Annotated in this window: 21 protein-coding genes; 4 read left to right on the forward strand and 17 right to left on the reverse strand. The window is 53.7% G+C overall.

Translation table 11 applies throughout. The features are described from left to right. Positions 1–464 precede the first annotated feature (464 nt). Together OGY19_RS09225 and OGY19_RS09230 are read right to left on the reverse strand one after the other, a co-directional pair. Positions 465–1643 (reverse strand): acetyl-CoA C-acetyltransferase, encoded by a 1179-nt coding sequence (locus OGY19_RS09225; RefSeq protein ID WP_005123390.1) that lies wholly within the window; start codon positions 1641–1643, stop codon positions 465–467. Between the two features lie 102 nt (positions 1644–1745). Further along, positions 1746–2630, reverse strand: coding sequence for a LysR family transcriptional regulator (locus tag OGY19_RS09230; RefSeq protein ID WP_115601523.1), 885 nt, complete (start codon positions 2628–2630; stop codon positions 1746–1748). A gap of 101 nt (positions 2631–2731) precedes the next feature. Here OGY19_RS09230 and OGY19_RS09235 point away from each other — a divergent pair, with 101 nt between their 5' ends. Both OGY19_RS09235 and OGY19_RS09240 read left to right on the forward strand, forming a co-directional pair. Next, positions 2732–3187 carry a multidrug/biocide efflux PACE transporter gene (locus OGY19_RS09235; protein WP_003840976.1) on the forward strand — a complete coding sequence of 152 codons (456 nt, stop codon included), beginning with the start codon at positions 2732–2734 and terminating at the stop codon, positions 3185–3187. A 142-nt stretch (positions 3188–3329) separates the two neighbouring features. Further along, on the forward strand, positions 3330–4559 hold the full coding sequence (locus OGY19_RS09240) for an amino acid permease (protein ID WP_115601522.1): 1230 nt from the start codon (positions 3330–3332) through the stop codon (positions 4557–4559). Positions 4560–4612: 53 nt separating this feature from the next. Here OGY19_RS09240 and rcnR read toward each other — a convergent pair whose 3' ends face one another. Beyond that, complete coding sequence (rcnR, locus tag OGY19_RS09245; RefSeq protein ID WP_003033900.1) at positions 4613–4885, reverse strand: Ni(II)/Co(II)-binding transcriptional repressor RcnR; 273 nt, start codon at positions 4883–4885, stop codon at positions 4613–4615. Between the two features lie 121 nt (positions 4886–5006). Between rcnR and OGY19_RS09250 the strand changes: the two genes are divergently transcribed. Beyond that, positions 5007–5891 carry a nickel/cobalt efflux protein RcnA gene (locus tag OGY19_RS09250; RefSeq protein ID WP_115601521.1) on the forward strand — a complete coding sequence of 295 codons (885 nt, stop codon included), beginning with the start codon at positions 5007–5009 and terminating at the stop codon, positions 5889–5891. 44 nt (positions 5892–5935) lie between these two features. On the opposite strand, the gene OGY19_RS09255 is transcribed toward OGY19_RS09250, so the two are convergent. The 7 genes from OGY19_RS09255 to OGY19_RS09285 form a co-directional block, all read right to left on the reverse strand. After that, positions 5936–7318 carry an amidohydrolase family protein gene (locus OGY19_RS09255; RefSeq protein WP_286596371.1) on the reverse strand — a complete coding sequence of 461 codons (1383 nt, stop codon included), beginning with the start codon at positions 7316–7318 and terminating at the stop codon, positions 5936–5938. Positions 7319–7330: 12 nt separating this feature from the next. Continuing rightward, a complete protein-coding gene (locus tag OGY19_RS09260; RefSeq protein ID WP_061068511.1) occupies positions 7331–8281 on the reverse strand; it encodes a carbamate kinase family protein in 951 nt (316 codons plus the stop codon). A gap of 26 nt (positions 8282–8307) precedes the next feature. Beyond that, the gene (locus OGY19_RS09265; RefSeq protein WP_105242191.1) at positions 8308–9858 is read right to left on the reverse strand and encodes a xanthine permease; all 1551 of its coding nucleotides are present in this window, start codon (positions 9856–9858) and stop codon (positions 8308–8310) included. 117 nt (positions 9859–9975) lie between these two features. Further along, positions 9976–11394, reverse strand: a complete 1419-nt coding sequence (locus OGY19_RS09270; RefSeq protein WP_115601518.1) for a YlbE family protein — start codon at positions 11392–11394, stop codon at positions 9976–9978. Further along, on the reverse strand, positions 11394–12941 hold the full coding sequence (gene fdrA, locus OGY19_RS09275; protein WP_115601517.1) for an acyl-CoA synthetase FdrA: 1548 nt from the start codon (positions 12939–12941) through the stop codon (positions 11394–11396). The genes OGY19_RS09270 and fdrA overlap by 1 nt, the downstream gene beginning before the upstream one ends. Then, positions 12919–13791, reverse strand: a complete 873-nt coding sequence (locus OGY19_RS09280; RefSeq protein ID WP_502873219.1) for an oxamate carbamoyltransferase subunit AllH family protein — start codon at positions 13789–13791, stop codon at positions 12919–12921. The genes fdrA and OGY19_RS09280 overlap by 23 nt, the downstream gene beginning before the upstream one ends. Positions 13792–13833: 42 nt before the next feature. Next, a complete protein-coding gene (locus OGY19_RS09285) occupies positions 13834–14439 on the reverse strand; it encodes an ankyrin repeat domain-containing protein (RefSeq protein ID WP_101741593.1) in 606 nt (201 codons plus the stop codon). Between the two features lie 392 nt (positions 14440–14831). On the opposite strand from OGY19_RS09285, the gene OGY19_RS09290 reads away from it, so the two are divergent. Then, positions 14832–15761, forward strand: a complete 930-nt coding sequence (locus OGY19_RS09290; protein WP_005123372.1) for a LysR substrate-binding domain-containing protein — start codon at positions 14832–14834, stop codon at positions 15759–15761. Positions 15762–15803: 42 nt separating this feature from the next. On the opposite strand, the gene OGY19_RS09295 is transcribed toward OGY19_RS09290, so the two are convergent. The 7 genes from OGY19_RS09295 to OGY19_RS24440 form a co-directional block, all read right to left on the reverse strand. Further along, entirely contained in the window at positions 15804–16076 is a 273-nt protein-coding gene (locus OGY19_RS09295) for a GNAT family N-acetyltransferase (RefSeq protein ID WP_003033869.1), read from the reverse strand. 11 nt (positions 16077–16087) lie between these two features. Continuing rightward, entirely contained in the window at positions 16088–16318 is a 231-nt protein-coding gene (gene yjdI, locus OGY19_RS09300; protein WP_061068514.1) for a 4Fe-4S mono-cluster protein YjdI, read from the reverse strand. Positions 16319–16400: 82 nt separating this feature from the next. Continuing rightward, positions 16401–16907, reverse strand: coding sequence for a poly-beta-1,6-N-acetyl-D-glucosamine biosynthesis protein PgaD (gene pgaD / locus OGY19_RS09305; protein WP_048213134.1), 507 nt, complete (start codon positions 16905–16907; stop codon positions 16401–16403). After that, a complete protein-coding gene (pgaC, locus tag OGY19_RS09310) occupies positions 16904–18238 on the reverse strand; it encodes a poly-beta-1,6-N-acetyl-D-glucosamine synthase (RefSeq protein ID WP_040232145.1) in 1335 nt (444 codons plus the stop codon). Before pgaC ends, pgaD begins: the two co-directional genes overlap by 4 nt. Then, entirely contained in the window at positions 18235–20256 is a 2022-nt protein-coding gene (gene pgaB / locus OGY19_RS09315; RefSeq protein WP_048213135.1) for a poly-beta-1,6-N-acetyl-D-glucosamine N-deacetylase PgaB, read from the reverse strand. Before pgaB ends, pgaC begins: the two co-directional genes overlap by 4 nt. Before the next feature lie 9 nt (positions 20257–20265). After that, the gene (gene pgaA, locus OGY19_RS09320; RefSeq protein WP_286596376.1) at positions 20266–22701 is read right to left on the reverse strand and encodes a poly-beta-1,6 N-acetyl-D-glucosamine export porin PgaA; all 2436 of its coding nucleotides are present in this window, start codon (positions 22699–22701) and stop codon (positions 20266–20268) included. Positions 22702–22710: 9 nt separating this feature from the next. Further along, the coding region (locus OGY19_RS24440; RefSeq protein ID WP_071528444.1) for an IS1 family transposase at positions 22711–22772 on the reverse strand (62 nt) is incomplete at its 5' end.

Consider the following 22772-nt stretch of genomic DNA (forward strand, 5'->3'; position numbering starts at 1 on the left):
CTCCAGTGATAAATTGACCGTGAATTCTTGAGCGATAGCAAAACGCCGTTCCGTTTTACCTAATGCGTTCATGATATCCCTCCCGGGACGGGTTTTCAATTATAACTAAAACGATGTTTCACTTTTTCCGCATCTTATTATCAAAAGTGTAAGTGCGATCACGCCAGCGCGTATAAATAGCGAAATAGGTTTAAATAAAATCATTTAATAACAATAAGATAAATTTATTCATTCACTAGAGGTGGGGATAAAAAATGGAAAATTCAGCCGAGTTTATAGGCCGATAAGACACCTTTTCTAACAAAGTGCGCAGTTAATCACATGAAATGAAACAATGTTTTGATAAGTTGACTGTGTTTAGAGTGTATGTTTCTGTAACTGGCCTTGCCCTCCTGCTGGAGGGCTTTTTTACAGGTGCAGGGAAAACACTTAGAAAGGCGTTTAAGACGGTAAATGTAAGATCGTTAATCTCGTTCGATAGCGAGTGCCACCCCCTGGCCGCCGCCGATACATAACGTTGCCAGCCCTTTATGCGCCCGACGCTTCACCATTTCATGTACCAGTGAAACCAGAATCCGGCAGCCTGATGCGCCAATCGGATGACCGAGCGCAATGGCTCCGCCGTTCACATTCACCCGACGCTCGTCCCATTCCAGCATTTTCCCAACGGATAATGCCTGCGCGGCGAAGGCTTCATTGGCTTCAATCAAATCGACATCCGCCAGTTGCCAGCCGACGCGCTCAAGGCAGCGACGCGTCGCGTATACCGGAGCTATCCCCATGAGCGCAGGATCGACACCGACGCTGGCAAAGGCGCGAATGCGCGCCAGTATGGGTAAATTCAGCGCCTGCGCTTTGGCTTCGCTCATCATCATCACCGCGGCAGCGCCATCATTGATAGATGACGCGTTGCCCGCCGTGACCGAACCGAGTCTGTCGAAGGTAGGATCCAGACGCGCCAGCCCTTCGGCGCTGGCATCGGTGCGCGGCTGCTCGTCGGTATCCACCACAAAGGATTGCCCATTACGCTGGGTCACTACCGGCACGATCTCATCTTTAAAGCGCCCGGCATCAATTGCCATCCGCGCTTTGTGCTGCGAATGAAGCGCGTAGGCGTCCTGTAATTCGCGGCTGATACCATATTCCCGTGCCAGATTTTCAGCGGTAACACCCATATGGTAGTCGTTGAAAGCATCCCACAGCCCGTCATGTACCAGGCTGTCGACCAGTTGGCTGTTCCCCAGCTGTGCGCCGGTGCGGCTATCCGTAAGGACATGCGGGGCGCGGCTCATATTCTCTTGCCCACCCGCAATCACAATGTCGGCTTCGCCGCACTGGATAGCCTGGGTCGCCAGATGCAGCGCTTTCAGGCCCGAACCACAGACATCGTTAATGGTGATGGCGGAAACGGTATTGGGTAGCCCACCATTGATGGCAGACTGACGCGCCGGATTCTGCCCGGCACCTGCGGTAAGCACCTGACCGAGGATCACTTCATCCACGGCGTGAACGTCCACGCCCGTGCGTTCCAGTAACGCCCTGACTACCATGCTGCCTAATTCAACGGCAGAGTGGCGCGCCAGCGTCCCCTGGAAGCAGCCAATCGGTGTCCTTAACGCCCCGACTATCACAACCTCTTTCATCACCACCTCAGCGCAAAATAACACCGCAATAGTAGATGATTGTTAAAAAGAGTTATCAAGGTTGTTTAAAAAAGGTGATTTTTATCACAAAGGAAATTCGTATCATTTATTGGTCATCTGAACGCCACTCTGCTGTAAATGGTCGCGCAGCCAACTTCCCGCCACGCCTGGCGGGGATTTCTTATTCCACAACAGATCGATAGAGATAGCCTTTGGCCAACCGGGCAGCGTCAATGGAACCAGCGGCTTTTCTGCGGCAAATTCTTCTACCAGCGCGCAAGGCAGCGCGCACCAGCCGAATCCCTGAACCGCCATACTCAGCAGCAACAAATAGTTGGGAGCAGACCACACAGGGCCGCGCGCCACGTTGGTACGGCTTTCCAGATAGGTGTTCAGACGCAGCTCGCGCCAGGTATGCAGCTGTTCCCACTGCAGTTTTTCCTGCGCCGCCAGCGGATGCGAAGCCGCAACATATAATCCCATCCAGGTTTGCATCGGCAGGCGCGTGACGCCCATGTCGGTCGGGTAATCCTCCCGCGCTTCGATCAACCCCACCTGCGCACGTCCTTTTTGCAGCAGATCGATCACGTCCTCGTCTTCGCCAATCAGACATTCAAACTCGGTATGGGGAAACTTGCGATCAAACTGCACCATCAACTCTTCCAGCACATCCGGATGCAGCGTGTCTGACAACACGAAGGTCAGACGCGCCTCAGTTTCACCCGACAACGAGATCGCCGCTTCATCCAGTCGTTCGCTGGCCGTCAGAATCGCCTGCACATAACCCAGCACCCGCTTACCTTCTTCGGTCAGCGTTGGCTGGCGTGATGAACGGTCAAACAGCGCAAAACCAAGGTCGGCTTCCAGATGCGCAATGGCCGTACTGATGGTGGACTGGCTTTTGCGCAGCCGCCGGGCCGCCGCAGAAAATGAACCGCAGGAAACGGTCTCCACAAATGCCGTTAATGCTTCAGGAGAGTAACGCATGAACTATCTACTTTATCGATGGATACTATCTTTTAGATATCACATAAAACGATAAAATTGCCACCATTCCGTTATCCGGGCATCAAAGAAGGTTTTAGGTTATGCAACACGATACAGTCCAACGCCGCTCGCTAGTAGAGCGTATTTTTCATGCCGTCTGCTTTGAAGGCATTGCCACCGCTGTTCTCGCACCAACCACCGCATGGTTGATGCAGCGCTCGGTACTGGAAATGGGCGGGCTGACCATTCTGCTGGCAACGACAGCAATGATCTGGAATATCATATATAACGCCCTGTTTGACCGCTTATGGCCGTCACATCTGGTGAAACGTACGGCTAAAGTACGCGCATTCCACGCGTTAGGTTTTGAGAGTGGTTTTATTGTGATCGGGGTGAGCATCGTGGCGTATGTGCTGAACGTCAGCCTGTTTCAGGCATTCACGTTGGAAATAGGTTTCTTCCTGTTCTTCCTGCCGTACACCATGTTCTATAACTGGGCATATGACACGTTACGCGAGCGTGTTATGAAGCGTCGCCAGCAGCGCGTTACTGCCTGATAATTCAAACAATAGCCGGAATTTTCTCAATTCCGGCTATTCATCCATTCACCAGCCCACTTGTTCACACCTCCCCCAGCCCCTCTCATTTGTGGTAAATTGCGCTTCTTTTTGTTTATTTTATAGTTGATACGTTCAAATAATGTCGAAATTTTGGTCAAAAGAAGAGACTCTCTGGAGCTTCGCACTATATGGGACTGCCGTCGGCGCAGGAACCCTCTTCCTTCCCATACAGCTGGGTTCTGCAGGCGCGGTGGTACTGTTTATCACCGCACTCGTCGCCTGGCCTTTAACCTACTGGCCGCACAAGGCGCTGTGCCAGTTTATTCTGTCGTCAAAAACCTCTGCAGGTGAAGGGATCACCGGCGCGGTCACCCACTACTATGGCAAGAAGATAGGCAGCCTGATCACGACGCTTTATTTTATTGCCTTCTTTGTGGTGGTGCTGATCTACGCCGTGGCGATAACCAATTCACTCACCGAACAGTTGGCAAAACATATCGAGATTGATCTACGCATACGCATGCTGGTAAGTCTCGGCGTGGTACTGGTGCTGAATTTAATTTTTCTGATGGGTCGACAAGCCACCATCCGGGTGATGGGCTTTCTGGTGTTCCCGCTCATCGCGTATTTTTTATTCCTTTCGCTCTACCTGACCGGAAGCTGGCAGCCAACGTTACTCACCGGCCAGATGTCTGTCGATCAGCACACGCTTCATCAGGTTTGGATATCTATTCCCGTGATGGTTTTCGCTTTTAGCCATACGCCAATTATCTCCACGTTCGCCATTGATCGACGTGAGAAATACGGCGAGCAGGCCATGGGTAAATGCAAAAAAATCATGAAGGTAGCCTACGTCATCATCTGCCTGAGCGTGCTGTTTTTCGTTTTCAGCTGTTTGCTTTCGATTCCGACAAACTATATCGAGGATGCAAAAAATGAAGGCGTGACCATTCTGTCAGCGCTGTCGATGATGCCTAACGCACCGGCATGGCTGTCGATTTCTGGGATCATCGTTGCCGTCGTGGCGATGTCAAAATCGTTCCTCGGCACCTACTTTGGCGTGATTGAAGGAGCAACGGAGGTAGTAAAAACATCGTTGCATCAGGTGGGTGTGAAGAAAAGCCGGGCCTTTAACCGCGCTTTGTCCATCATGCTGGTCTCGGCTATCACGTTTATCATCTGCTGCATTAATCCTAATGCTATTTCAATGATTTACGCGATTAGTGGGCCGCTGATTGCCATGATTTTGTTTATCATGCCGACATTGTCTACCTATCTGATCCCGGCGCTGAAGCCGTACCGTTCAGTGGGGAACCTGATAACGTTGATTGTCGGTCTGCTGTGTGTATCTGTGATGTTTTTTGGCTAAATGACGTTATCAACGGCTCATTCATCAGTGTGTGGATGAGCCGTTAAACTGACTTATTTGATGTACGAATCCAGCACTTTCAGGATCACATCCAAATCCTCTTCACGCTTTATTTCATCGCCCTGATGCACAATGTGCTCGGTCAGATGACCTTTAATCACTTCACGCATTAATCCGTTTACCGCACCGCGGATCGCCGCTATTTGCTGCAATACCGCCGCGCATTCATGCGGTTCATCCAGCATGGTTTTCAACGCCGCTACCTGGCCCTGAATCTTACTGGTTCGGGCTTTCAGCTTCTGTTTGTCGCGGATCGTATGTGACATTGCAATACCTTTTTTAACGTCTGTCTGTAGCGACAATACCATCGTCATTCTACTGGGGGGTAGTATTTAATACTGGGGGGGAGTAGAATCCGGTGAAACAAAACAACTAAGAATCATTCTCATGGGTGAGTTTTCGACGCTTCTTCAGCAAGGCAACGCCTGGTTTTTCATTCCCAGCGCGATTCTATTAGGTGTGTTGCACGGTCTGGAACCGGGGCATTCCAAGACAATGATGGCGGCCTTTATTATCGCCATAAAGGGGACTATCAAGCAGGCGGTGATGCTGGGGCTGGCGGCTACCCTGTCGCATACCGCTGTGGTGTGGTTGATTGCGCTCGGCGGGATGTATATCAGCAAAGCGTTTACAGCCCAGGCCGTGGAGCCCTGGCTGCAGTTTGTCTCGGCGATAATTATTCTCGGGACCGCATTCTGGATGTTCTGGCGAACCTGGCAGGGAGAGCAGAACTGGCTGGCCCAGACGCATCACGACCACGATCACGGGCATCACCATGATCATGACGACCATCACCACCATCATCATGATCACGATGACGATCATCATCATGACCATGACCACGATCATAACCATGCCGCGTTAGCAGGGCTGAGCGAAAGTTCGAAAGAGTATCAGGACGCCCACGAACGGGCGCATGCCACCGATATTCAGCGCCGCTTTGCGGGCAAAGAGGTCACCAACGGCCAAATTTTATTGTTTGGCCTGACCGGCGGGTTAATCCCGTGTCCTGCGGCCATTACGGTACTGCTGATTTGTATCCAGCTCAAAGCCTTTACGCTGGGGGCAACGATGGTGCTGTGCTTTAGCCTCGGGCTGGCGATAACGCTGGTAACGGTGGGCGTGGGCGCGGCAATCAGCGTGCAGCAGGCGGCCAAGCGTTGGAGCGGATTTAACACGCTGGCACGCAAAGCGCCCTATTTTTCCAGCGTGCTCATTGCAATGGTCGGCTTATATATGGGGATTCACGGCTATATGGGGATCGTCGGTTAATATATGGGAGCGCAGCAGCGATAGCCGCTGCGCGGAAAACCAAACTAGCTTGCGACATTCCCCCACACCAGTTGGCCTTTGTGGAAAGTTGCGGTACGTGGAGAGATGCGGGCGACCGCTTCCGCCGAGCAGGAGGCATCCACCAGCACAAAGCTGGCTTCATCCTGCGCTTTCGGCCAGACGCGCTCACCTTTATCGTTAAGCGGCAGCACATCACCGGTAGCGAGGAACAACGCCCGTGACAGGTTGAGTTCATTCGGGCGAATATAGAGCTGTGCGTACAGATTCGCCTTTTCCAGCATATCGCCCAGCCCGTACGGCGACCAGTGGTCAATCACGCTGTCAGTCCCGGTAATCACTTCCACGCCTTTGTCGCGCAGCTGTTTTAGCGGCATGTGCATCGTGCCAATCGGCACCGTCGAGGCAATGGTAATTTGCTGCGCCGCCATGCGGGCTGCCAGTTCATCCACCTGCTGCTCGTTCAGCGTAGACAGCGCAAATGCATGGCTGATGGTCAGTTTTCCCTTCAACTGCGGGGTTTTCTCCACCGTTTCTACCATGTAATTCACCGCCGCCACGCCCGCCGGACTGGTTTCATGCAGATGGATATCCACGCCTTTGTTGTAATCGAGCGCAATCTGGAACATGGTATCGAGTGATTTTTCCATCGCGCCGTCGACGCTGGTTGGGTCCAGACCGCCGACATACTGCGCTCCCGCCTGCATCGCTTCACGCATTAACGGTTCAGATTTTGATAACAGCAGGCCATGCTGCGGAAACGCCACGATTTCGCAGGCAAAACCCGGCTGGCGACGCGCCAGCACCGCCTGCAGGTTCTCCAGGTTTTTCAGTCCGGAAACCGGTTCGATATTGCAATGACTGCGGGCAATCGAGGTGCCTTTTGATTGCAGCAGATCGATAAGCTTTTCCGCCCGCTCCTGGGTATAAGGCTGGAGTTCAGGCAGCAGCTTTTGCTCCAGGCGGAGCATATCCTGAATGGTGGTGCCCGCCGGACGGTTCAGCGAACGCCAGGGACCGCCGTAAAAGGTTTTATCCAGATGGATATGCATGTCGCGCATGGCGGGCAGCATCAGCTTTCCACCCGCATCGTAGTGCGGCAGCGCCGCATCCGGATGCTGCTTATTCTCGCGCAGCGCAACAATTTTCCCGTCCTGGATTTCAACGGTTTGCAGCGCGGTACGGGTATGTACCACCACCGAGTTTTCGTAATCAAACCCCGCTTCCAGCAGGACGTTATCCAGGTAATAGTGCTTATCGTTAATCGTCATTGTGCTCTTCGACCCGCAGGTGTTCCCGACAGGATTAGCAGCATACGTGACCGGAGCCACTGCGCCAAACAGCGCGGCAGCAGTGACCATTTTTCCGCTCTGGCTTAAAAATTCACGGCGGCTGTTACTTTCCTTCATTCGCATCTCCTCTCAGGAATGGACAATATGGGTGCCCGTTTCACCGCGCAGTGCGGCAGGCAGGCATTCCGGCGTGGTGATGATTACCCGCTTACCGCCACGCGCAAGGAACGTCAGGCTGGCAACGATTTTGGGTAACATACTGCCCGGCGGGAAGTGACCTTCCTGCATGTAGCGGGTCATTGTCGCAATATCCACCGTATCCAGCGCCTGCTGGTTGGGTTTGCCGAAGTGAATACACACTTTCTCTACGCCGGTGGTGATCACCAGAATGTCGGCGCGGATCTCCTGCGCCAACAACGCCGTGGAGAGATCTTTATCAATCACCGCATCCACGCTGTGATAGTCCCCGTGCTCGCTACGCACCACCGGGATGCCGCCGCCACCCGCACCAATCACCACAAACCCCTGCTGGGTCAGCGTTTTGATGGCCTCTGCTTCAACAATACGTTTGGGTTCAGGGGAAGCCACAACCCGCCGGTAGCCGCGCCCCGAATCCTCGACAAAGCGCCAGCCCGGATTGACCCGCAGCAACTCATCGCGCTGCGCTTCGCTAAAGAACGCCCCGATAGGCTTGGTCGGATTAGCGAAGCCCGGATCGTTTTTGTCGACCTCCACCTGCGTGACCACCGTAACTGCCTTCTGCTCACCGCGCCGCGCCAGACGGTTATTCAGCGCCTGTTGGATCAGATAACCGATACCGCCCTGAGTATCGGCAACGCAGTTTGCCAGCGGGGTGAGTGGCAACCCTTCACGCTCGTGCGCGATTTCCGCACGTCGGAGATCCAGCCCCACCTGCGGCCCGTTACCGTGTGTCAGCACAATGTTGTAGTCCGATGCCAACATCTCCAGCACCGTGTCCGCCACCGCCTTCACCGCTTCAGCCTGGTGCTCAATCGACTGGCTGGCGTTATCTTTGATAATGCTGTTGCCGCCAATGGCAACGACCACAAGTTCTTTCATCGTATTTTCTTCCGCTTGCAGGCGATTCAGGTTGTTTTCGTCGGTTCCTGCTCAGGCGCAGTAGCCGCTTCACGACTGTCGAGAATATGTTTGACGACAAACATGCCGCTCATCATCAGGTAGGCCACAACAAACATCATCGAGCTGCCCTCAGCAAAGCCAACTGCCGGGGAGTGGATCACGCCAAACAGCGACAGCAGTGCCCCAAAGGCTGCGGCAATCGCCCCGCGTAACGGCTTATTCATAATGGCGAAGATAGCGACACAGCCCCACAGCATGCTGGCCAGCGGCGCGCCGCTTCCCAGATGCACCAGTCCGTCGTAATAGACGCCTTTGCTGTGCAGCAGGTCACTGCCCAGTTTCCCCGCAGAGGTTCCGGCGGCGCCCATCACGCTGTTAACGATGGTCAATGCCCAGTTGGCAATCCACGGGAACAGACAGATGAAGATGACGGGAACCTCGACTTTGGGCGTTTCTCGCACCACCTGGTTGGCGGTCACCACGCCGATAAACACCAGAATCGGCACTATCGCGGTCATCGGAATAATGGCGAGCATAAACGCGCCCAGCCCAAACAGCGGTACCAGGAACATGGTGATGCCTGAAGCGAGGGTATAGCCGATGCTGGCGCCCATCGCTTTCCAGCCCGCATGCCCAACATACACGGTCACCGGGAACGGATTGCCCAGCATGCAGCCGAGCATGGAGGCAAAGCCGTTCGCCATCATCACCTTACGGGTGTTGTACTCATCCCCCGCCGCGTGCGCACTTTCAATGTTCTCAAGGTCGAAAATGTAGTTCGCCAGACCCAGAGGAACCGCAGAAGCCAGATACGGCAGTGCATGCGGCAAACCTTGCAAGAAGCTGTCGACATGAATTTCCGGCGGGTTGAAGCCAAAGGAAGACATCGACGCTTTAATGGCTTCCGGGCTTTGTAAACCGGAGATCCACGCCAGGGCCGTACCGGCAATCAGCAGCAGCAAACCGGTAGGAATACGGGCAAAAATCGGCTTCTTACCGAACCAGTTAATGAAGATCAGCAACAGCACGATGAAAGAGACGGTCGGCGCTTCGAATGCCTGCAGCATCGGGTTCATCGCCAGCAGCAACAGTCCCAGGCCGGACAGACAAGAAAGCAGTACCGTACGTGGGATCATCTTGCGGATGGTTTCGCCCAGGAAGGAGCCGCCCACCAGGATCAACGCTTCGACAAAGCACCATACCAGCGCTATCTGGATAGCAAAGTTGGCATCTTTGGTTTGCTGATAAACCGGCATCAGTACCAGGAAGGTGACGGTAAAGATTGACGGTGCGCTCGGTCCGGACGGCAGCGCCGTCACGTCTTTACGCCCGGTGTGCTTTGCCATCTGCAGGCCAAACCAGGCGTAGCAGACGCTGGCCACCAGCACCGCCAGACCAAAGGCAGGCGCAATGCGACCATAGACAATTTCGGTAGGGATCCCGACGACAAAAATGAGCAGCCCCATCATTGTCAGCAGGTTAGTCAGGTTGTTGGTCATCAGCCCAAAGTAAGCTGCCCAGTCACCACGTTTCCATTCTAGTTTTATGCTGTTCATGGAATATCCTTAACAGGTTAAGCATCGTTTGCGATCGCGAAGATCGCCCAGCCCTGCAGGTAAGCAACGTTTTTCGCTTCGCTACTGTGGGGCTAACCGCGTCAGCCCCGATTGTTGTTATTGGCAGTAGCGGTCGCGCCAGTTGAGGATCGCCTTTTCAAAACAGGCGAACGGCGGGTGGACTATTCCGGCACCGATCATGCCGATCCCCGCGTCTTTGTGCGCAATTGCGGTGTTGATCACCGGCAGAATGCCGGTGCTGCCCACGCGCGTAATATCGATAGCGGTCGGTACGCCCATAAAACCAAGCAGCGGAATGGTGACGTTGGGGTTTTCGCCGAGAGTGATTTCACGCATCTGGCGCGAGAAATCAACGGCCTCTTCGACCGTACCCCCCACCAGCGCCACGATAGCCGGTGCCGTCGCCATGGCGAAACCGCCAATACCGTAGGTTTCGGTGATCGCGCTATCGCCGATATCGCGTCCGGAATCTTCCGGCTTATAGCCCGCAAACATCGGGCCAATCACCTGCTGCGCCGGACCGGTAAACCACTGACCCGGTAAGCCGCTGATGCGCAGACCGAACTCAACGCCGTTACGCGCCATCGTCGTCACCACGGTGCTGTATTCAATACCGTGGGCGGCGTCCATTGCGGCTTTACACATCGCCATCCAGGTCGGCCCGGAGAAGTAATCGCTGCTGAGGACGAATTCGAACACCTCACGCTGCTGCTCAACCGGATAACCGGTCTGAATGATCCACGGCGTCAGTGCCTGAATCAGCAGCGCCGTCCCGGCATTGTTACGGTTATGGCACTCATCGCCCATGTGTAGCGCCTGCGCCAGCATCAGGCGCAAGTCTATTTCTCCCGCCAGCTTCATGGCATCGCGCAGCATTGGGCCCATCACATCACGCATCCAGTTCAGACGATCGATAACGCTTTGATCGTTCGCTCCCATGCGCAGGATCTTCGCCATCTGCTCGCTCATATTGGTATATGCGCGGTTGCCGTAGGTTTTGTTCTCAACGATGTGCATAAACATGGATGCTGACGTCACACCCGCCATCGAGCCAACGCAGTCATGCTCGTGGCACGGAGAGAAGATAATTTCGCCCGAGGCGGCCAGTTCGGCGGCTTCATCCAGATCTTTCGCCAGCCCTTCAAACACCAGCGCACCGGTGACTGCGCCCTTCATTGCGCCGCACATTTTTTCCCAGCGGATTGGCGGTCCAGCGTGCAGGATGGTGTTGCGGGTCATCCCCGGCACGACATTGATTGCCTGGTCATAGCCAATCAGCACCGGATGCGACTGGATAATACGTTCCAGCGCCTGCTGGTTAGCGGCAGCGATTTTGTCTGCCAGCGGCGAATCGGCAATCTCGTCCAGTGCAGCAACCACCTGCATGTTGCCCTGGCCCGGCGGCGTCCAGTCGAGCTGGGTCACGGGAACGTTCTGCTTTTTCAGGTCATAGCTGAACATCGCGATACCGACATTAATCACATTCAGCGGCTGGTTAAACAGTGTCTGGCTCATCAGGCTTCCTCCCCTTTACAGATAAATTCACGCGCCAGCAATCCGGTGTTGGTGCTACTGCTCGCCCAGATGACGCCAGCATCGGTCAGCATCTGGCACTGTTTTTCCAGTGACGGCGTATCAAGATCGGTTCCCAGCACATAGCCGAGGATCTCAAGCGGACGACCGTCTGCGGCGGCGATCGCTTTGGCTTCAACGATCGCATCGAGCATTACGCCAACCGGATCTTCATGCGATCCAAAGCCAAGCACAAAGTCCATCACGATCACGCCGACTTCAGGATCGCGCGCTTCCTGCAACAGACGACTAATGCGGTTGGTGGGATCGATCATCGGGTGCGGTTTGCCGTTGGTAAAATCGTCATCACCGAAATCGAGGAAGGTATGCGCCACGCTGCGATTGAGATCTTGCAGGCGGAACGCCGGATCCGGATGAATGTTGCTGTAAACTTCGGCATGTTTTTCCATGGCAGCAAACATCGCCTCATCGCACAACGTGCCACCGCAGAACAAGCCACGGATGTACTTTTGTTGCGGGGTCAGACGGGCGCGAACCTCTTCAATCAGCGGCCAGTTGAGCGGATGCAGATCCAGGCTCTCTTTTTTCACGCCGGTCAGCAGCACCGCTTTCAACGCCGCCTCTTTAGTACCGCGGGCAAACTGCAGGCCTTTTTCATCCGCAGGCGCGGCTTCACGTCCGAGGAAACACACCACCACGGGCTTATGACAGGCGCGCGCACGTTCCAGCACCTTGCGCGCCACCGCTGGCGCAGGAGGTTTGGAGATAAGCGCGATGATCTCAGTTTGCGGATCGGCCTCCAGCATGCCAATCGCGTCAAGCATCATCAGGCCGCCAATCTTCTCACTCAGATCGCGTCCACCGGTGCCAATCAGCTGGGAAATTCCGCCGCCAAACTCGTGAATGCGTACGCTCAGTTCCTGGCTACCGGTACCGGACGCACCAATAATTCCGATGTTGCCGCGACGCACCGCGTTGCCAAAACACAACGCCGCGCCGTTAATGATGGCGGTTCCGCAGTCTGGCCCCATCATCAACAGCCCTTTTTCGTGCGCCAGTTGCTTAAGCATCAGCTCGTCTTCAAGAGAGACGTTGTCAGAGAACAACATCACGTTGAGGTTATTTTGCAGCGCCTGACGCGCTTCACGCGCGGCAAACAGGCCATTGACCGAGATCACCGCCAGGTTGCTGTCGGGAACGTGCTTCTTCGCGCTGGCGAGCGTGGCATAGCGCGCTTCGTGCTGGCCGCCCTGCTCTTTATGCGTGAACAGATCCTCAATCGCCACCAGCGTCTGCTCGTTCGCCGCTTCGCTGGCGCCTTTAATGACAATCATCAGATCGCCACTTTTCGCCTCTTCCAGTTCAGGCGTGAGCAGGCCGAGATTCTTCAGCACGCCCTTATTCATTTCTGTCGCCATAGCCACGAACGCCTGCTCCACACCATCGAGCTTATTTGCGCGTGTTGAAATAGACATCAGTGAGACCGAATCAAAGTACGTATTCTTTTTAACAACTATCCTGATCGACATAATTCCCTCCGGACCTGTGGCTCAGGGCGCAGGCATCTGCCATGCCGTACAGCATGTCGCAGCCAGAACTTGAGCCGATATTTTTAATATCAGTTATATATTGCGTAGAAACGGGTTGTTGCTCATTAATAATATGGTTCAGCAGTCGTGCGACACTTTCCCGATAGCGCTGATGAAAAGCCTCCTCCAGCGTAATTTTACTGAGTAATGTCGTATTATTTCCGGCACATTGTAAAGCTGCTAAAAAATCTTCACGATATTTTCCCAGCGGGTGTCCTGGAATAAATAAGATGGTACTTAGACCAACTAAATAATCATCCGATGATGGCGTCAGCCCAATCCCCAGACCAATTAAATGGCTGACCGCTGTAGAGATATTTTCTCCTGTACGCAACGCCGTCAGTAATGTTTGTCGGCGGTTGTGTAATTGACGGGTGATTTCCTGAAAAAACGGATTGTCACCCTGATACAAAAATAATGTGTCGTCGCTTCTTAGCTGTTGGCGGATAACCTCTTCCCAATGCTGCCAGCCGACTGCGGCAAGACTTGCTGCATCAGATGTCCACTGTGGCATTCGCCACGGCAGGCACCCGGAAGTTTCTATCCATTTATCATTGCCAACAACTATTCCCAACCCGCTAAAATTGACCAGCTCACCGGGGTGAAACAGGTCTTCACAATGCGTCAGCGCCAGCCGACAGCTGTTAGGTGCGTTATCACAATCTTCACTCAGTAACGTCAGCAACCGCTGCTGTTCAGGTATCAACAGGTTTACCGCGTGGGAAAAAACCTGTTCGACCCGTCCCGTTCCCCGGAATGAAAGAAACGCGCCGTCGGCGGTTAGCGCCAGTACGCATCGCCGTGATGGCGTAGCGATAATGGCGCTCCTCTGTCAGGCTCCGGCGGCAATCAGCAGCTCGGCAATTTCGTGGTACCCTTTCTCTCGCGCCAGTTCCAGCGGGGTTTTACCGTATTTATCCGTCATGTGCGGGTTTGCGCCATGGTCGAGCAGCAGCTTAACGATCTCCTGCTGCTTCGCGCCACCGTCATTAAGTACGATGGCTTCCAGGAGCGGCGTCCAGCCAACAAAATTAGTATGGTTGACATTGATATCGGTACGCAGCAGCAGCTCACGCACGATCTCGACATGGCCTTTTTCGCTGGCAGGCGTAATGCCGACACCGCCAAAACGACTCAGACGCTCAAGATCCGGGTTAGCCGGTAATACCAAACGCAGTAGCGTTAAGTCATTTGTCAGGCAGCTAATCAGGAATGGATTAAAGCAGGTTTGATCTTGCTTATTAATATCAGCACCGGCGGCAATCAATAAAGAAACACAATCGTAATGCTTATTCAGGCTGGCAATAATTATGGCAGTACGGCCCTGACGGTTGGTGGCATTAATATCCACATTTTTTTCCAGACAGGATTTTAATCCTTCGACGTTACCCTGTTCTGCCGCCAGCAGAAATTCAGTAATAAGTTCTTTCTCTGACATAATCACTCTCCTGCAGTTTTTTAGACTCTTCATATTTCCGATAACCTGAGAATAGCAACAGAGTTTAGAGAATAACATCCGCTTAAATTTCATTCATCGTAAGCGTGTCGATTGTTGAATCAAATTTAATAATGAGAGTAAAACGTGCTGTAGTGCAATCTTTCCCTTATGACGGAAGCCGTTTTAGCGATGAATCAGAGCCTGGGGAAATCAGGCGGTATGCAGCACAGATAGCGGGTCGCAACTAAAATACAGAAGTGTGATTGCCTTCAAATCAAATGTAACCCTAGTGTTAAATTCTGTTCAAAACTGATTGCTCTCGATAAGGATTACAAATACATTCAACAATCATCGTATCGTGGACATCGCAGCATGGTCTGAGGGGAGAACGGATGAATTCAATTTTTACCGAGGAAAACCTGCTGGCCTTTACGATGGCAGCGCGCTACAGCAGTTTCAGCAAGGCCGCTGAGGAGCTTGGCTTAACAACGTCGGCCATCAGCTACACCATCAAACGTATGGAGATGGGGCTCGATGTGGTGCTGTTTACTCGCAGTACCCGCAGCATTGAGCTCACCGAGTCCGGTCGCTACTTCTTTCGCAAAGCAACCGACCTGCTGAATGACTTCCACGCCATCAAGCGCAGCATCGATACTATCGCCCAGGGAATTGAAGCGAGGGTACGCATTTGCATTAACCAGCTGTTGTATACCCCACAGCATACTGCACGGCTGTTACAGGTACTCAAAAAGCAGTTTCCGACCTGCCAGATAACCGTCACCACCGAGGTGTATAACGGCGTCTGGGATTCGATCATCAACAACCTCGCCAACATTGCTATCGGCGCGCCCGATACGTTACTGGACGGCGGCGGCATTGATTACACTGAGATTGGCGCGATCCGCTGGTCGTTTGCGATTGCCCCTGATCATCCGCTCGCCTTTATGCCTGAACCTATTTCTGAGAGCCAGCTGCGCCTGTACCCGAACATCATGGTGGAAGACACCGCGCACACCATTAACAAGAAGGTCGGCTGGCTGTTACACGGACAGGAGTCGATTCTGGTTCCTGATTTTAATACCAAGTGTCAGTGCCAGATTCTGGGTGAAGGCATCGGCTTTTTACCGGACTATATGGTACGCGAAGCGATGGAAAAGTCGCTGCTGGTCACGCGGCAGATCCACAACCCGCGTCAGGATTCACGCATGCTGTTGGCAACCCAGCACGCAGCAACCGGTCGCGTAACGCAGTGGATTAAAAAAGAGTTTGGGCCACAAGGGGTACTGACGGGGATTTATCAGGATCTGCTGCATCGGCAGTGATGCGCCGGATAGCGGGGATGCGTTCCGGCGCTCGTGTGATAATCAGGCGCGAATATCGTCGTACTCGCGAGTTTTATCGAACTCATGTTTGGCAAACGGACACAGCGGGATCACTTTGCGGTTTTCAGCGCGCATCTTCTCTACCACTTTCGCCACCAGCTGTTTGCCGACGCCCTGACCTTTCAGGCTGGGGTCGACATCGGTATGTTCAATGATGCTCAGATGCTCGCCCGTCGGCACAAATACTATCTCAGCAACCTGGTTGCCCTCGGCATCATTGACATAAAACTTGTTGTGGCCTGCAAGAATTTCCATAGTCCCCTCACTCATTTCTGGCGATATTTCAGCGCACCGCTCGGACAGGTATCGATGACCCTGATAACCGTCTCGACATCCACTTCATCCGGAATGATCCACGGTTTACGTTTCAGGTTAAACAGTTTCGCGCTTCCCCGCACGCAATTGCCCGAATGCTGACATATCGCCGTGTTGAAATAGACGTCAATCTTCTCGCCGGTATAGGCCCGGTAACCTGCATCCAGTAGTTCCTTATCCACGACATTGCCTCACATTTTTTTATTGTCTGGGTCTAATCATAGACCGATGCGAGGCTGAAGGAAGCCGCTGAAAGCAGAAATATCACTCAGACCGTCTTTGCCACGACGGCTGCTGCTCTGGTGGCAAATACTCCAGCATCGCAGGCGTCGGTGGCGGCAGACGGTTATCGGCGATATCCCTGTCCACATCGATATGACTGATCTCACCACTTTCATGATGGTGAACCGTCAGCACCCTCGCCTTGTTCAGCTCGGTCACCAGCTCGCGGGTAATGCGTAAACTTTCCGCCAGCTCATGCTCTTCCAGACCCGGTCTGCGACTGCGGCGTTCCACCCGGAAACGAAACTGGTTGTACTTAGCCCAACCAATTAGCACCAGACCATTGACCAGGGCAATAAGAATGTAAAACGTCACCGTATCCAGGGTCGTGAAAAAGGGTCGAACCCCTATATGCGGTGAATGCGCCAGTGCGACGATCAACCCTTTATAAATCAGGTATAAGAACCCAATCCAGGCAATAAGCGTCAACACGACGTCGATCACCCGCGGCAGCAGACGCCGTTCGGTAAAAATCAACGGTTGGTTCATGATTCAATCCTCCCGATACCGCGATCAGGACTGACCCAGCGTGCCCTGCCGCGTTTGCGTTTGAGCATCACTTTGGGGAACGCCACCAGCGTGGTGAACAGACTCAGCATCCAGTACACCACCGGGAACCAGATGATCCAGAACAATGAGGCCCCAATCCCTTTTTCATAGCGCCGTTCAATCATCAGGCTCACCGCGAACTGCAACAGGCAGACCACGCCGAGGATAAGTCCAGTGAAGGCTGGCGGGAACAGATGCTGAACATACAGCGTGTCTGGCATCGGGAATAGCAGCCCTAACAGGAACAGCACGATACTAACCGCATACGCAAATGCCCAAGCGGTAGAGAAACAGAACTCAAGGAACAGCGGCCACATACGGCGGAATTCCCACGACCACAGGCGGCGCATGTTAACGATAAACACCTCCGCACCACCTTGTGCCCAGCGCAGGCGCTGTTTCCACAGTCCTTTCAATGTTTCAGGCATCAGGATCCAGCACAGCGCGCGCGGCTCAAAGAATACCGACCAGTGGCGTAATTGCAGCTTCCAGCTGATGTCGATATCTTCGGTGATCATGTCCGGGCTCCAGTAGCCAACTTCAGCCAACGCCCGGCGACGAAACGCGGCAACGACGCCTGAAACGGTAAATATCTGCCCGTAGACTCGCTGGGTACGCTTGATTAAGCCGATAATCGACGAGAACTCACCGACCTGTACGCGGCCAATTAACGTCGAGCGGGTACGAATACGCGGGTTACCGGTCACCGCACCAACGCGCGGGAACTGGATAAGCGGAGCCACGATATAGGCGACGGCATCACGATCCAGTAACGCATCCCCATCGATGCACACCAGGTAATCACTGCGCGCTGCAGCTGCGCCGGTCTTAAGAGCCAGGGCTTTCCCCTGGTTTTCCGCTAAGTGAATCACTCGCAGGCTTGGGTACTCTGTTGCCAGCTGTTCCAGAACATCGTGCGTGTCATCCGTCGAACCATCATTGATGGCAATAACTTCAATATTCTTATATCGCTGGGCCAGTGCGGCCTCGATCGTTTCGCGCGCGTTGATCCCTTCGTTAAAACACGGGATCAAAATCGAGACCAGCGGATTCCCTTCCAGAGTAGGCGGCGGCGTTTCATCTCCCCATTTCCAGTGACGCTCACGGTAAAACCAGAAATAGACCCCGCCGCTTATCCACAATGCAGACATGAACAAGGGCCAGAAGAAGACAAAGTTCAACATCACTTCACCCGTGAAGACGACAGCCACGCCAAACGGCAGGCTGAACATCAGGCAAAGTATCAGGAAAGCAATTATGCGATCGGTCATTTTTGCGGGTACCAGTATGAGGAGAACGTCGAACGAATCTCTGACATCTCAGGTTTATCGCTGATGAAATCATCCGGGTAATAGCCGTAGTTGCCTGCGCCGCTTAACTTAAGCTGACGCATCCATTCGGCGAGCTGTTTACCGCTGATTTCGGCCTGTTCCCCGGATTTACGCCAGTCGCGTGCCTGCAGTTCAAACACGGTTTTATCCAGCGCGCCGGGCGTCTGTGCGACAGCATTCACCAGTCGATCAAGCCAGGCGTTAGCATCATTGGCCGGGATCTGCTCCATAAATGGCATCGCCATGGGTGCCGTCCAGTCATAGGTATTCAGGAAATCATTCAGGTTTTGCGCAAACCAGGCTTCACTTTCAGGCTCCAGTACCGGCATGGCGTAAATATTGCGCGCAGTTTGCACCTGTGGACCGCGAATATTACGCACAGACTGAGTCAGCTGTTTGGTGAAGTCGATCAGCATCTTACTTTTCAGGCGAGTCCAGCGCTCAAACGCCTGAGGGTTATTACGGATTTGCTCGATGCTTCCCGGAAGTCCTGCGGCACGGTAGGCGGCTAACGCCTCCGGCGATGCATCTTCAAAATCCGTCAGGAAGGCATCGTCATGGAACAAGATGCCTTTGAAGCTGGCGTGCTTCGCCAGGTCTTCGTAGATCTCGGTAATGCGCTGACGCGCTTCACTGCTCCAGGGTGAAAGACGGACATAGTTCTCGCGGTTGATCGCAGTACGTCCGGTTTTCGGATCCCATGCCGTTACACGCGGAATTGAGGCATCCAGATCGAAAGCCAGCACCGGCATCCAGGCGTACACGGTAACCCCTGCACGGGTTTGTAACTGCCAGGAGATATAGTTAAACAGATCGGCACGCATCGGCAGCCAGCGGTTGGGGAAATAGACCTCGCGAATGTTCCCGTCGCCTTTAGGGTCGGCATACGCCTGCAGGAAGACATGAGAGATACGCATGTCGTAGACACGCTGGATCAGCTTATCGATGTTGCGCTTCTGCTGGGCGGGGTCTTTGTCATAGACGTAATCCAGATCGACATGCATCACGCGCATCGTCTGCGGTTCACGCACCTGAGCAACCTGACTGGCAAAACGCTTGAGCGATGGGTTATCAGAAATCAGTACACGCGGGATATCATCAAGGAATGCCGCATTCGCCAGCCCTTCATTAAGCGTAAACGCCATCTTATAACCTTGCTCTTTGGCCAGGTTTAAGGTCGTACCGCTGGCGGCACCGTAAGGCCATACCCACGCACGTGGCGATTTCCCCGTTACCGCTTTAATTTTATTGGTGATCAAAGAGATATCGGTATTAATACGGCGATAGTATTGCTCGTCCGTTTCGTAAGTGCCGGTTTTCTTATCGTAGAGACGGTTTGCCACTGCAGGTTCTTTACTTCCCTGCGGGTTCGCCTCAGCACCGAAATGCGAGTTCCAGGTATGCGCGCCGATTTCCACCAACGGCGATTTGCCCATTTCCTCGACCATCTTCCAGGTGGCGAATTTGTCGCGCGCCGTCATCAGGCCACCAAAATCGACTTTTTTGTCCGCAGGGGCATCCACCCAGCTTCCAACCGGTGCCCAAAGGGCTGGCCAGTTGTAAGCTTTCAGCAGCGGCCAGACGCGGGTATAGAAACTGCTATACCCGTCATCAAAGGTGAGCAGAACCGCTTTTTCCGGCAGCACGATTTTACCGTCATGAGCATCCAGAATTTGCTGAACGCTGATCGGGTTATAGCCATTATCACGGAGCCAGGCTATTTGATCGCTCAGCGCGCTGGTACGCACAGAGAGGTAGCGCTGATCGGCTGCATCATCCTCTACATCGTGATAACCCAGAACCAAAAAACTATTTTTCGGCCACGGGTGATCGGCCGTCAGCGGCGTTCTCTCATCAGGAGGAACGTAGCGAGGCGTCGTATTGTGCGCACTGCTGCACGCGGTAATCATCAACCAGCCAGCGATGAGTGCGCTAAGCCATAGGCATCTTTTCAGCATGAACAATCCTTAAAACCTGACATTCAAATCGAAAGCGAGGGAGATATTCCGCTCACGTTTACCGTCGTAGGGGCGTTTATCCCACACCAGCATCACCCCGCCATCTACGACGTTGTTCCATTTAAGCCGTTGACCGTAACCCAACTGGACGATAGCCCCTGCGTCTTCACCTTGTTGCCAGTAGCCGCCCACACCAGCCACTCCCTGCTGTGTCCACACGGTGTCATAGTGTCGGTAAAGCACCTGCTCCGCGGTCAAGCCGGGAACTACGGAGAAATCACTTTTGGGGTTGTAATACGGCACATTCTCTTTGGTGTTGGTGCTACCGCCGATACCCGGGGTAAAGTCCAGCGTGAAGCGCGGTGTCGTCCACATACGCTCTTTTCCGCTAAGCCCGTATTCGAGACGATCGTTACCATCCGAGAAATGTGAGGCCGCAAACGACAATTGATACTCTCGCCGTTCGTTTTGGTACCAGCGGACATACATGTCGCCGCCGTTTGCATATACGCCGCTACGCAGCGCACGCAGTGGCGTATTGCGGGAAAGACGCTCTGCTGACCCACCCACACGCCAGTTATCATTGAAGTCATGCCAGGCTGAAAGACGGCCCCCCATTTTCTGCCCGTCGCCATAATTACGGCCAGACAGTTCCATTTCGGCCCAGTAATCACGTGAAGTCCATTCAGCACCAGCCGCCAAATCGCGGCTGATGCCCTTTCCTTCTTCAAACTCGCCGGTGGCAAAGTTGAAACCGGTAAACAGTCGCCAGTTGTCATTAATCGGCGGGCTGTAAATCGCTGTATTGATGTTGAAGTCATTCTTACCGCTGACCGGACTATCGGAGGAGATCCCTTGCGTACCGCTGATACGCACTTCCGACATTTTGTGCACATCACGGATCCGTGCCAGGCGCAGCGTCGCTTCGTCATCCGGGCTACGGGCGATGACATCATCGGTCAGCTCATCGGCCTGTTTCCACTCCTGAAGATCCAGCGCCACATAGGCCTGCTGACGCTCCAGCTCCAGGTTGCTGGGCTCGATCACTTCCGCAAGCTTTAACTCTTTTTCCGCCGCATGTGGCAATCCACGGGCTTCCAAAACGGAAGCATAGGTTATGCGCAACCCCTGGTTACCGGACCCCGTTCGTGCCAGATGTTCTGAGAGTTTTTCTGCCTCTGGCAGTTCATTGGCAGCAAGATGATATTGCGTCAGCAGCGTCTGCCCGAGCAGCCAGTTATCGTTAGGCTGTGGCGTTGGCGAGCCGTAGATACGACGCAGATACGGGCTCTCTTTGATCAAGTCATCAACTTGTTTTTTAGCGGCATCAAAGTTTTCATTATCAATATGCGCATAGAACAGATCCTGTTGATCTTCAGGACTGAGCGGCGTAACAGGGATAGGTCCGTTCGGATAATAGATGCTCGCCAGCATTGCTTCGGTCTTTTCCGGCTGACGTTCGCTGAGCCACGCCGAAGCCACCCAACGTTTGGCATAGTTGGGCACTTCACCGTCCGCGGAAAGGGATTCGTACTCCTGAATCACGTCGGCAGTGCGCTTACGCACCAGCAGGGCCCCCATGCGGTCAATCCTCGCCCGACGCACATCCCCCTGAGCTGCAGGTTCATCTTTCCAGGCTGCCAGCAACTGGTCATAGCGGGCAAGCGCTTTATCCGCCACGATAAAACGCTCATCTTCATTTCGTGCAGAGGTATAAGAAGCGCGCACCTTTTCGGCTGCAGCATCAAGCGCCAGACGCCGCTTAACGGGGTCAGATGTCGGAACCACTTCCGTCAGTCCCAACGCCGGTTCAGCAACACGGTTGGCTGACAGCGCTGACAACAGCGTGGATTTCGCATTTTTGTTACCCGGATCAACTTCATCCGCCTGGCTGGCGACTAACAGCGCATCCCAGTTTTTACCCTGTGAATGATACACATAGGCAAGCAGTGCATCAGAGTCAGCCCCCGGATGCGCACGTGCCCATTTATTCGCTTCAGTCAGGGCCTGCTGATTGTAACGTGCATCCGCCAGCGTCATGATCCAGCCAGTACGCACATCGGCGTTCTCAGGCTCTTCCTGTACAACACTCTCCCAGAGCGCTAATGATTCATTCCAGCTCTTCTGATTGCGATACGCACGTGCAGCGGCCACTTTGCCGCGTGCGGGCACTTCCATCTGTCCACGATACCTTTGCCAGATATCAATGGTTGCTTTATCGTTGTTATCAACCCAACTGGATACTTGCAGCCAGTCAGCCACCTGATTTGGCGTTAACGCACTTTTCTTTCCCTGCTCCTCAAGGTAGCGCAATAACGGTGTGCTATTACCACCTCGCGCTTCAATAATCAACGCATCGTAATCTGATACTGCTGCAGAGGCTTGCATTGGGAAAAGAACGCTTGCCGTAAATAAACAGGTTACTGACTTGAAGCGTTTGGTAATGACTCCAACTTATTGATAGTGTTTTATGTTCAGATAATGCCCGATGACTTTGTCATGCAGCTCCACCGATT

The sequence above is a fragment of the Citrobacter sp. Cy070 genome, assembly GCF_030332245.1.
Lineage (GTDB): Bacteria > Pseudomonadota > Gammaproteobacteria > Enterobacterales > Enterobacteriaceae > Citrobacter > Citrobacter youngae.